The organism is Allobacillus salarius, from assembly GCF_007559425.1.
In the GTDB taxonomy this organism is placed as follows: Bacteria; Bacillota; Bacilli; order Bacillales; family Alkalibacillaceae; genus Allobacillus; species Allobacillus salarius.
Genome location: NZ_VMHE01000038.1, coordinates 1 through 11,500, shown reverse-complemented (window position 1 = coordinate 11,500; position 11,500 = coordinate 1). Strand labels below are relative to the sequence as shown.

The 11,500-nt window shown below is 37.1% G+C and carries 11 protein-coding genes and 1 pseudogene; 2 read left to right on the top strand and 10 right to left on the bottom strand.

The annotated features are described in order from the left end of the window. Positions 1-176: 176 nt before the first annotated feature. Genes FPQ13_RS12465 through FPQ13_RS12455 form a run of 3 tightly spaced genes read right to left on the bottom strand, consistent with a single transcriptional unit; the run spans position 177 to position 3,844 of the window. A complete protein-coding gene (locus tag FPQ13_RS12465; protein ID WP_144089653.1) occupies positions 177-1,289 on the bottom strand; it encodes a Ger(x)C family spore germination protein in 1,113 nt (370 codons plus the stop codon). Beyond that, positions 1,276-2,376, bottom strand: a complete 1,101-nt coding sequence (locus FPQ13_RS12460) for a GerAB/ArcD/ProY family transporter (protein ID WP_144089652.1) — start codon at positions 2,374-2,376, stop codon at positions 1,276-1,278. Before FPQ13_RS12460 ends, FPQ13_RS12465 begins: the two co-directional genes overlap by 14 nt. Next, a complete protein-coding gene (locus tag FPQ13_RS12455) occupies positions 2,354-3,844 on the bottom strand; it encodes a spore germination protein (RefSeq protein WP_144089651.1) in 1,491 nt (496 codons plus the stop codon). The genes FPQ13_RS12460 and FPQ13_RS12455 overlap by 23 nt, the downstream gene beginning before the upstream one ends. Before the next feature lie 259 nt (positions 3,845-4,103). On the opposite strand from FPQ13_RS12455, the pseudogene FPQ13_RS13670 reads away from it, so the two are divergent. Further along, positions 4,104-4,292, top strand: a pseudogene (locus FPQ13_RS13670) (AAA family ATPase); the annotation flags it as partial. A 181-nt stretch (positions 4,293-4,473) separates the two neighbouring features. On the opposite strand, the gene ytkD reads toward FPQ13_RS13670, so the two are convergent. The 6 genes from ytkD to FPQ13_RS12420 all read right to left on the bottom strand — a co-directional run bounded on the left by ytkD (position 4,474) and on the right by FPQ13_RS12420 (position 9,141). Then, positions 4,474-4,947 (bottom strand): RNA deprotection pyrophosphohydrolase, encoded by a 474-nt coding sequence (gene ytkD, locus FPQ13_RS12445; protein WP_144089650.1) that lies wholly within the window; start codon positions 4,945-4,947, stop codon positions 4,474-4,476. A 24-nt stretch (positions 4,948-4,971) separates the two neighbouring features. Continuing rightward, positions 4,972-5,565, bottom strand: coding sequence for a hypothetical protein (locus FPQ13_RS12440; RefSeq protein ID WP_144089649.1), 594 nt, complete (start codon positions 5,563-5,565; stop codon positions 4,972-4,974). Between the two features lie 91 nt (positions 5,566-5,656). Next, positions 5,657-5,989, bottom strand: a complete 333-nt coding sequence (locus tag FPQ13_RS12435) for a hydrolase (RefSeq protein WP_144089648.1) — start codon at positions 5,987-5,989, stop codon at positions 5,657-5,659. A gap of 122 nt (positions 5,990-6,111) precedes the next feature. Further along, positions 6,112-6,537 carry a hypothetical protein gene (locus FPQ13_RS12430; RefSeq protein WP_144089647.1) on the bottom strand — a complete coding sequence of 142 codons (426 nt, stop codon included), beginning with the start codon at positions 6,535-6,537 and terminating at the stop codon, positions 6,112-6,114. Between the two features lie 88 nt (positions 6,538-6,625). Then, entirely contained in the window at positions 6,626-7,975 is a 1,350-nt protein-coding gene (locus FPQ13_RS12425) for a D-arabinono-1,4-lactone oxidase (RefSeq protein ID WP_144089646.1), read from the bottom strand. Then, on the bottom strand, positions 7,963-9,141 hold the full coding sequence (locus tag FPQ13_RS12420; protein ID WP_144089645.1) for an amino acid deaminase/aldolase: 1,179 nt from the start codon (positions 9,139-9,141) through the stop codon (positions 7,963-7,965). Before FPQ13_RS12420 ends, FPQ13_RS12425 begins: the two co-directional genes overlap by 13 nt. Before the next feature lie 275 nt (positions 9,142-9,416). On the opposite strand from FPQ13_RS12420, the gene FPQ13_RS12415 reads away from it, so the two are divergent. After that, positions 9,417-10,592 carry an MFS transporter gene (locus tag FPQ13_RS12415; RefSeq protein ID WP_144089644.1) on the top strand — a complete coding sequence of 392 codons (1,176 nt, stop codon included), beginning with the start codon at positions 9,417-9,419 and terminating at the stop codon, positions 10,590-10,592. Between the two features lie 222 nt (positions 10,593-10,814). Here the strand turns inward: FPQ13_RS12415 and FPQ13_RS12410 are convergent, their stop codons facing one another. Further along, positions 10,815-11,348 (bottom strand): hypothetical protein, encoded by a 534-nt coding sequence (locus tag FPQ13_RS12410; RefSeq protein ID WP_144089643.1) that lies wholly within the window; start codon positions 11,346-11,348, stop codon positions 10,815-10,817. Positions 11,349-11,500 lie beyond the last annotated feature (152 nt).

Genomic DNA, 11,500 nt, shown 5'->3' with positions numbered 1-11,500 from the left:
AAGTGAAGAATTAAATCAAATATTAGTTTAACTCACAAACCGCACTCAAACTAGAGTGCGGTTTATTTGACGCTTACTTTTAAACTGAACTTAAACAAACCTGCCCGTTACTTCAATATCTATCGCTTCAATACCAACTAAATATTCAAATGATAATCTCAGTTAGAAAAAGGTGATCACAAAATGATTCCACTACTTCTAACATTGACTTTTACCTTTGGATTAACAAGGATATGCTCATAATAATTTTCTCCCTTTATTTCTTTCCAGATAGATGGATGAAAGGCAATGAGTTCTCTGCCTAATCCAAGTACGTCACTTTGATTCGCTGCAAGTTTTTTGAATAGAGCATCCGCTTTTTCAGTGAGAATTTCTGATAATCGGTTTTCCAAAAAATTTATCATTTCTTGCTTATCTAAATGGTTTGGAGGATAGTCAACAATCTCCACGTCCAATTGCAGCATAATATCAGCATGTACCTTTTCTTCTTTTTTCAGCTTAAGTTTTCTTGATACGCTTTTTACATTATAGCTGACCGATCCGTCAGCTTTTTTATCTAACTGTTCTGTTAAGATTGCTTTTTTGGATTGTGTTTCCATAAATAATAATAGCAAAGTACTTTCATCAGGGGAAAGATACTGTCCGGTAAAGCTGTGGTCATGAAAAAGAGCAGCGCCATTTATTTTAACTTCATTATTTTCCTCGTCCTTGCTCAGATAAGGGAGCATGAAATCTTTTCCTTCATCAAACAAATAGGTGCGAAGCGATCTTAGTGTAATTTCCTGGATCTCCGAGTGCATTTCACTGCTGTGAATCAATTCGTACAGGTATTCCCCTTTTTCAACTTCATTTTCGGATAAATGGGTAATTATCTCATTTGCACTGTTATCTGTCACAGCAATTTTGGCGTTTAAATCCACCCTTGGATCCCGGTAAAGAGAATCCAGCACATTGTAGATATCACCTTTGGCGACGTCGATTCCTAAGATTATAGCTCTTCCTTTTGATGGATCGTAATTACCAGGTACGCTTTGATCAATTCTCGTGCTTGCCTCTTTTATCGAACCTCCTTTTCCAGTTACCAGTTCATTCGATATGGATATTTCCCCCCTGCTTGACTCACTAATATTCATATCTCTAATAATTGAAGTTGTTTGATAATCACCATTCTCTTCCAAGTCAAAACCTGTTAAATACACAGTACGGGAATTCTTTAGAAGTCTTTCGTCCCAGCACCCAGCTAGTAATGGAAGAATAGAGATGATCAAAAAGAGCTCAGTTTTTCTCATAGGTCGATGCCGCCTCTCTTTTAAAAATAATTGTAATTAAAAGCAGTAGGATAGGGATAATAATGCCGAAAATTAAACCTAAATGCTTTAACCATTTTTCAAGTAAGGTAATCTCCATATAATAAAATATTATCGAAACGATCAGGACGAATGTTCCAGATAGTATCACAGCAAATTTATGTTTGATACGGATTAATTTACTTATTCCCATACATGCTGAAAAGGAGTAGCTGATAATAGTACTAAAAACAATCAGACCCCAGAAAGAAAGAAATATTAAATCTAATCGGCTTAAAATCCTTATTTCTATTGCACTTAGTATATATAGAACCGGTTCAGGCGTGATTTTTATTTCTTCAGGACTTAGCATTACGGTACTTAGAATCACAATATACGTTAAAAAAATGGTTACAAATAATACTGCAAAAAAAACTCCTTTCAGTGCTGAAATAGTTTTAGACTGCTTCATAAAAGCAAAATAAATAAGTAATGTTTCAAACCCTATGAAGGGCATCATTGAATCACTTGTACTTTTAAGAATATTCCATCCACCACTGGAACCAATAGGGAAGAGATAGCGAACATCAGTGTATGAATCATAAACCAAAAACGTAATGAAGAATAAAAACAGGATGAATATGAATAGAAAAGAAAATAAAGATACCATATTTTTTATATTACAAATACTTCCATAAATAAGTAGAAAGAATAATATCAAAAATATTATCCATACTGGAGTTTCAGGGAGGATCCATCGTTTCAAGGTATCCGCATATATAATGAAGATATAACAAATCACTGTGAGCAGGTAAATAATATATATAAAATTTAATACAGTTCCAGAAGTTTCCCCCAAAATTACTTTAGAAAAATCAAATAAGGTAAGATTGGGGAAATTCCTGCAAAGTAACCAGATAAGCAGTACTATTAGTTGAATAAAAAATCCAGAAATTAAAATGGAAATCCATCCGTCACTGCCTGTTGCGTCATGTGTTTGATGAGGTAATGATAACAAGCCTACACCAATCATCGTTTGGACCAGCAGAAAAAATAAATTTACAGAACTAATACGGTTCTTCACTCTCATCTAGTTTCCACTTCCTTGATCGTTTTTCTTGCTTATAATGAGGAGAATTTTTAGAGTATTTATACATCATCCAAGAAGGAACACGAATGATAGTGTCTTTAAAATCCTTTATGTTCAATGGAACAAAAGGTGAAAAGTATGGAACACCGAATGAAGTAAGGCGTGACAAGTGAATTAACACACATAACACTCCAATAACAATACCAAAAAAGCCAAATGTAGCTGCCAATAGCATTAAAGGAAATCCTAATATACGAATCGAGCTGCTCATTTCTAGATTTGGCTGAACAAATGATGAGACTGATGTTAATGCAACAACTATAAGCCCACCATAGGAGACAATTCCTGCCTCAACCATTGCTGTTCCTACAACTAGCCCTCCGACGATCCCAAAAGTCGCGGCGACGGAAGGTGGCAGTCGAATGGACGCTTCTCTAAGCAACTCTAAGGAAAGCTGCATAATCATTAACTCTATAAATGGCCGAAATGGTACGTAGCTCATCGAAGACTGCAGCGAATAAACAAGCTCTAAAGGAATTACTTCATAATGGAATGAAACGAAAGCAATATATAATGCCGGTAGAATAAGTGCAATGATATAGCTGAATAGACGTATAAATCTAAAAAATGAACCTAACCACCAACGGGTAATATAGTCATCCGTTGTTTGAAAGAACGTCATAAATGTTGCTGGCAATATAATTACAGTAGGACTTCCATCTATAATTAAAGCAACACTTCCGTCCTTTAAATTTGCTGAAGCTCGATCTGGCCGTTCTGTAAGTAAAAGCTGGGGAAATGGAGTAACTGTATGATCTTCAATGCAATCCTGAATATCTCCTGCTGATCGGATGGAATTAAGCGTAATACTTTTTATACGTTGTTCAACCTTTTTGATGATTTCCGGATCTGTCACATGATCCAAATATATTAGTGATACATTCGTTGTTGTTGAGGAACCCAATGTATACTCTTTAACCGTGAAATCGGGCGATTTTGTTACAGTACGGAGTAAAAAAATGTTTTTGTCTAAGCTTTCAACAAAACCTACTTTTGCCCCAAGGATTGTTTTTTCTATTTTAGGCTCTGAAACTTCTCTATCGGTTGATGCGTTCGTTTTCAGCAGGAAACCTTCACTATTCCTGCCTTTTTTTATTAGCAAACAATAACCGTCTAATAATCCGTTGATGGCTACTTTATTACTTCTGGCAGTGCTGATCTCCTGGCTATATAGTTCATTTAAAATATTATTGTCTTTCATTTTTGTCAGCGGTTTAATTATTTTTGATTCAAGCTTTTCCGGATCAATTAATGAATCGATGTAAAGGATAATAAAGATTTGATTATTGCTATGTATTTCACGGTCTTTTAAATCGCTGGTATGATTTAATTGACTTTTGATATTCTCTATGGAGAAATTTGCCTGATTTATCAAAGACTTTTTAGATTTATTTCTTTTAAGTCGCATCCATGCACACCCTTTTTCCCACTATTTCTTGTTAGTAGTATGTGGAATTAGAATACTATTATACAAATAGGAGATGGAAGTTGTTTCAAAGAGAATGCAAGGACATCAGTGGGACAAATTACTTGAACATCAACGCTCGGCAGCCCCATAAGCCATATTCCACAAATTGGCTCAATAATGGAGTTTTGGAGGCTATACTTTATTCCGTTTTTGCAACATATAGTGCAAATTCATTTCTTATAAAGGTAAATTCATATCGATAAGACTTGAAGATCTTTCTGATTACGAAGCAATAACTAGTATTATTAAGATTACTGGAAGGAACTTTAGACTAATACAAAGACTCTTCATCCAGATTGAAAGAATACTTGAAATTAATAACCTTGAGATCATAACAACAGAAGTTGTAGAAGCTGCACGAGACAGTTTAGTAATCGGAATCAAGTAAATATTAAAATCTATCTTTTGAAGTGAAGATGGGTTTTTCTATATTCAGATATTGCAAAATAACACTTAAAATAGGTGAAAAATAATTCCTAAAGTGACACCTAACCTGAGATATATGAGCCCAACCCACTAAACCACCAACAAAAAAACACAAGCGCCACTCTTAGCGCTTGTGCTCCTTCTTACATCAATTCTCTTTTCTCAATTTCCTTTAAAGATAATGGCAAAATCTCATCTCGCATCATAAAGCTGAATCGTTTGTCCTTTTTCACATTATCCGGGAGTTGATTCAACAAAACGGGTCCATCTGTTTCAAAGTAATGCACTTGTTCTGTCATTTCATCGACATGGGCGAAGTACACATTTTTAATAATGTAGTCGCTTTTTCCATCGACGTAGTATTGACCGATGAACTCTAAATGGTTCACAACCCCACCGGTTTCTTCAAATACTTCACGAATCGCAGCTTCGGGTGCATTCTCCCCCGGCTCGACTTTCCCTCCAGGAAATTCCATCCCTCGGTCACCATGTTTTGTCAAAAGCCATTTGTCACCATACCGGGTAATCACCCAAACATGTTGCGGATTTTCCGAGAAAGGTTGTTCACGAATGGCGAATTTAACTTCATTGTTGTAATAATCTTTAAAAGTATTCAATTGCATACGTTCCTTTACAGCAAATTAACCTTGATAGTTAACGCTCATTATACGTGGTTTCTGATCTTCATTCAAATCAATCTCGATTTCAATCGTATAGTTTCCATGAAGTTCATTCCCAGTTTCTTGTGATACTACATATGTTCCTTCTTCCGTCTGTTGAACATTATAGTCCTCTTCAGCTTCAAACCATGGTGGTGTAGAAGTTGGGATGACTTTCAACTCACCGTCTCTGATTTCATAATAAACGTCTACAAACTCATCAACGACTTCTTTTGAAGCAAAACCATAGAAACTCTCTTTAAATTCATCCATTGTTTCATATGCTTTTACGTTGTAGTACTGATCTGTATCTTGAACTAAATGATCCATAAATTTATCGGTTACATTGACGATTTGTTCATGAGTCAATGCTTGCTCTGTATGTTCTTCTTCCTCTTCTTGCGTTTCCCCCATCACAATCATTTCATTTTTTTGTTGAAGTTGTGATTGGTGGTTTTGTTGTTCATCATAGCTTACTTTTGCATTCCCTTCTGCATTCGCAACAAAAGAAATTGGTAAAGCAAGAATGACAATCAACGAAAGTAAGATGTTTTTGAAATTCATACGATGTCTCATTGTCTTAACCACCTTCCGTATTGTCTACTATATTTATACCTTTTATTTGACACAGCTAAACCTCAAAATACGGAAGATTTTAGTAATGATTTTAATAATCATCTGAGTCCATCAATGATTTAAAAAACGGATATTGGCTAATATGCTCTTTCGCCTCCTCATCGCCAAGTTGATAGATCATTTTATACGCGCGAAGCAGTTCATGATCAAAAGCATCGTTATCCTCATCGTTGTGATACTCCTTAAACGGTATATGCGCTCGCCAGTACGTTCCAAAGTCCGCATGATCCTTGTCTTCAAAACATTTTCGCAACGCTTTGACCTCTTCTGGACTTGCATAAACCGTAAACTGCGCATTATTTCCTGCCTTCAACTCTGAAATTTCTCCCGTTTCTACATTGACATAAAATCTCCGCTTGTCCATTTGCATCATCCTCCTACCTCTAGTGTTGGCAGGATGACAAAAATGTATTTATAGAATTTTTTACTTATAAAATGTATATATGCACGGGCATTCTTGAATATGACTACTTTTTTAAAAAATTTTTAGAAATTTTTTAGTGAAAGGCCTGTGTTAATATCCGTGGTTGACAATTCAATAGCGGCTTTGCTCGATTTATCGGCGGGTTTATTCAATTTATCGGCGGCTTCACTCGATTTATCGGCGGCTTCACTCGATTTAAGGGGAGCTTCATCCATCTTATCGGCGGCTTCACTCGATTTATCGGCGGCTTCATCCGATTTATCGGCGGCTTCACTCGATTTATCGGCGGGTTCGCTCGGTTTTTCGGCGGCTTCATCCGATTTATCGGCGGCTTCACTCGATTTATCGGCGGCTTCATCCGATTTATCGGCGGCTTCATCCGATTTATCGGCGGCTTCACTCGATTTATCGGCGGGTTCGCTCGGTTTTTCGGCGGCTTTGCTCGATTTATCGGCGGCTTTGCTCGATTTATCGGCGGCTTTGCTCACGCGGTTTTGGCGACAGTTCTTTTATGTCTTGGCAAGCTCAGAGCCAAACAAAAAACCTGGACACTTTAAAAGTATCCAGGTACTGAGATTAACCCATTTCCACCGGTTCTTTTTCAACTCGCGCTTTTCCGAGTTTTTCTTCCAAGTACTCATTCAAAAACATGCCATCAGGATCGAGTTCTTCACGAATGGTGAGAAAGTCCGGCAGCTTCGGATAAAGATTTTGCAAATCCTCTTGATTCATATTGTGCATTTTCGCCCAATGCGGTCTTCCTTCGTATTTTCGCATAATGGCTTCCATATCACGGAAATAGGATTCATACGGCATTCCTTTAAACATATGAAAAGCAATATACGCGGATTCTCTTTTGTAAGACGGACTAAGCCAAATATCATCGGCATTCACGACTCTACATTCAATCGGAAAGTGAACTTCATGATTTTTCTCTTCGATGCAGGCACGGACTTCGTCTAGTGCAGGTTTTAAGTAGTGAAGCGGGATGCAATATTCAATTTCAGTAAATTTCACAAGCCGTGGTGTCGCAAATAATTGATGGCTATTCGCAGTAATATTCGTTTCACTGATGCCTTTAGCTAAAAGCTTACTAATCATACGGCTCCGTTTTGGAAACCATTTGCACCCTGTCGACAGCACGTATAATAAATAATTCTCCATCACAAGGTCTTTGCAATGATGAAAAAATAACCGTTCGGGTTTGTTTTCTGAAATATTCATCCGCTTCACTTGAACGAGATCTGAATAAGGAAAAATATAAAATTCAAAATGACGATTGTTCTTAATATAGTTATCAAGCTTCTCAACAAAAAGAGGATAATTAACTTTCTCACATCGATATTCATAGACAGGGCATTCGACGACCTTCAGCTTCACTTTCACAATGATGCCAAATGTGCCCAGGGATACGAGAGATGCTTTAAAATAATTCGTATTCTCCTCTTCTGAAATTGTTAGAATCTCTCCAGAAGCTGTCACAAACGTTAACGCTTCAACTTGTGTCGGGATATTCCCGAAGGATAGACCTGTTCCATGAGTTCCTGTTGAAATCGCCCCTGCAATCGATTGAACATTAATGTCTCCTAAGTTTTCTTGAGCATAGCCTAATCGATCCAGTTCTTTACCCAATTGATATAAACGAGTGCCACCAAATACCGTTACTGTGTTAGTTGCTTCATCTATCTGCTCAATCCCCGTCAATTGATCGAGCGACACGAGCCATTGCTCTGTTCCGACTAAGTTTGTAAATGAATGGCCGGCACCAATCACACGAATTTTCTTTCCTTGGTTTGCCGCTTCTTTCACAATGCTAATGACCTCATCGACTGAGGATGGATAAAACGTCGACTCTGGCTTACCCTCATGCGTTTCTGCCCAGTTTCTCCACTTCTTCCCCTGCTCTTGTTTAATTAAAGAAAACATTGGCCATCCCCCCGGTACGTAGAATAACGATCAACAATCCGTTTATCCTTTACACAAATTATTACTTGAAAGCGCTCACAAATTTCACCAGCTTTTGCAGCTCTAAAAATGATCGGATCGCCAATACTCAACGAAACATCTTCATAATAAATTGGTGTCTGTACTTCGCCCGCACCTTCAAATGGCAGCAACTTTCCCCCTGGTGGATAAACTGGTTGTGGCATTTTATCTTTACCATGTGGACCTGATGCAATAAAGCCGCCACTCGTACAAGTATATATATTCGGCGCCGGTTTTCTGACGACTGGCAATGAATAAAACAGCGCTGGTTTATACCGAAAATCTCGGTAATAATCAAATAGTAACGGCGCGTAAAACCCAGATCCAGCTGCAATTTCTGTGACACTTTCATCCATTGCTGTTGAATCCATACTTCCCGTGCCGCCCCCATTCACAATCGATAGCTCAATTCCTTCATCGGCTAGCGCTTGAACAATCTGCTTTCTCCGCGTATGAATTTCATTGATTGAACGTTCTTTTAAAAATGAAACGACTTGGTTTTTGATACGATTGGCAGGCATCCGGTCCGTTACACCCGCAATCTGCGCTTCATATCCCATTACCCCATGAAGTTTCAAACCTGAATATGTTTTTATCTTTCGTGCTAAACGGACCGCTTCACGTGTTGAGTTGATCGGCGATCGTCTCACACCAAAGTGAAGACTACCAAATTTCGTACTCATATCAATGTCCATACATAAGTAAAAAAATCCTTCAGCTTTTTCACTAATGCGGTGTAAATATTCAACCTGTTCTTCAGCATCCACCATACACGTAATTTGATGACCACGAGCATTCAATTTTGCAATCTTTGTCAATGCCTGTTCATTCCAACATGGATACCCAATCATGATGTCATCAAATCCCGCTTCAGCAAGATAAACAGCCTCATCAGGGCTATAACATAATAACCCTTGAAACACAGAACTCGAATTTAAAATCCGCTGTAAAACCGGAACCGACCGAATAGACTTTGTGGCGATTCGAATCGTTTTCCCCTGTGCTTTATTAGCGATCATTTCACAGTTTTCATCAAATGCATTTACATTGAGGAAAAGAGCTGGAAGCGACAAACCCTTTGGCAATATGTTTGAATCCAATACCATCACCTCTTCATTCATCATAAGACAAAGTGACCGTTTATTGAAGTATTATTTTAAATATTCTGCAAATGAAAACCGGATAAACTACACCTTTTTACTTAACCATCGTGTCTGCTCAGATAAAAGCTTAAATTCAATTGACAGCAACTTTAAAGCATGATAATTTAATCTTTAACTAAATAATACTGAACAGGTTAAAACTATGTTAGAGGGCAAATGATCTGCTGCTTAGCGGGGCCTCCCATTGTGGGTGGCCCTGTTTTTTTGGGAGGAACTTTATGGATAAAAGAATATATATTTTAACTACTATTACCTTTATTGTAGGATTGGTCGAACTGATTATTGGAGGGATTCTTCCTTTAATAGCAAATGATTTAGACGTATCGTTAGGACGCGCCGGCCTATTGATCACTGTATTTTCATTAAGCTTTGCCATTTCAGGTCCTATACTTCTTTCATTAACTGCAAAAATAAAACGCAAAAAATTAATTTTAATCGTTTTAGTACTTTTTTTACTTTCTAACGTACTTGCCGTTGTCAGTACAACTTTTACACCACTCCTAATATCACGAATTTTATCAGCAATGTTCGCAGCACTTCTTGTTTCATTATGCTTGGCGATTGCTTCTCAAATCACCTCTACGACTCACCGTTCCAGAGCGATTGGGGTCGTACTGATGGGAGTGAGCGCATCACTCGTTTTTGGCGTTCCTTTTGGATTATTTCTCGGGAATGAATGGGGCTGGAGAGCACCTTTTGTATTGATTGTCTTCATCATTATGATTCTAATTGTACTAATGTGGTTGTTTATGAGCGAAATTGAAGGAAAGGATGCTTTGCCGGTAAAAGCTCAATTTAAAGCTCTATCACATCCAAAAATAATCATGACACAATCCGTCTCCATTTTATTCTATGTCGGACACTTAACACTTTACGCATATCTAACGCCTTTCTTGCAGACGACTTTGAATCTTACCGGCGACTCGTTAAGCATTATGTATTTAATACTTGGTGTCGCTGCCATTTTTGGTAGTTGGTTTGGTGGTTATGCATCTGACCGTTTCGGAACTAGAAAAACAATTATCATAGTCATATCGCTTTTTGCAACAATGCTATTCATGATTTTTGTTGTTCTTTCTAAACCTGTGATGTTGGTTATTGCATTGGTGTTATGGAGTTTCTTAAGCTGGGCACTCACACCAGCGATCCAAAGCCAATTAGTTTCTATTGCACCTAAGACATCTGACATCCAACAAAGTATCAATAATTCGAATATACACATAGGTATTGCAATCGGTTCATTGGTTGGCGGAATCAATATTGATCTTTATAAAGTTGAATTTAATTCAATCATTAGATGGGTTATTGCTGTATTTGCTTTAATCCTAGCCATTGTCGCTTTGAACTATCAAAGATACGAGCCGAATCAAAGTGACGGCTTATTGAAGTATTAATTATATTATTAAGCAAACAAGAAAGGCTGGGTAAAAGTGCATCTTCACTCCAACCTATAAGCGTACTAATCATATTATTTCGAGTTTCATCATTTTTGTTTTACGCAACGAATTCACCATCCTCCTCAGCAACCTAGTACTAAGTTAAATGTGCGACTACCTATGTTTTATCTGCCGGTCTTCTCCAAACAAATTAAACATACGAACATGGTTGCGTCCGCATCAATCAAACAATATACCTTCAATAAACTCAGATTCATTCTTATAAATTTTATACATAAAATACATCAATATAGTAACAGCGAAAAGTAAAGATGATTCGAAAATACTGTCTTCAGTGAGTATGGTTGTCTTATACGTAAATTCATCTGTTTTAATAGTAGCGATCTGAATATGGTCTATTTTTACTTCTATGTCGCTGTTCCAATTTTCTTCAATACGTATTTCTTGTCCATCGATATTTCCTACAACACAAAAGTAGAGAAGACTATTTCCTGGCTTATCTTTTAAAAAATAGGTCTTCTCTTCTGTTTTAATGATATATGTAGCTACAAGTAAATTCATGATATTTCGTTTTTTAATCCCTATCTTAATTTTAGATCCTTTGTGTGCGGTAAATGATACTACACTTCTCTTTTCACATCCTGAAATATCTGCCTTTTTGATGCTTCCAACACTCTCTTTCTCACTATTTTCAACTTGAATAGCATTCTGTTTTTTCATGTATACCACATCATTGAATTGATATTGTTTCATTCGTACTTCACCTTTCTTAGTGGCCTGGCTTATTCCTGACTATACATCTTTTTTATTCCTCACTCTTATGTTTATTGGAATGTCAACAGTAAATTGGACAAAAAAATTAAGGTCTTAGATTAGTCATGTTACTTTATCTTGTTCGCCGCCTT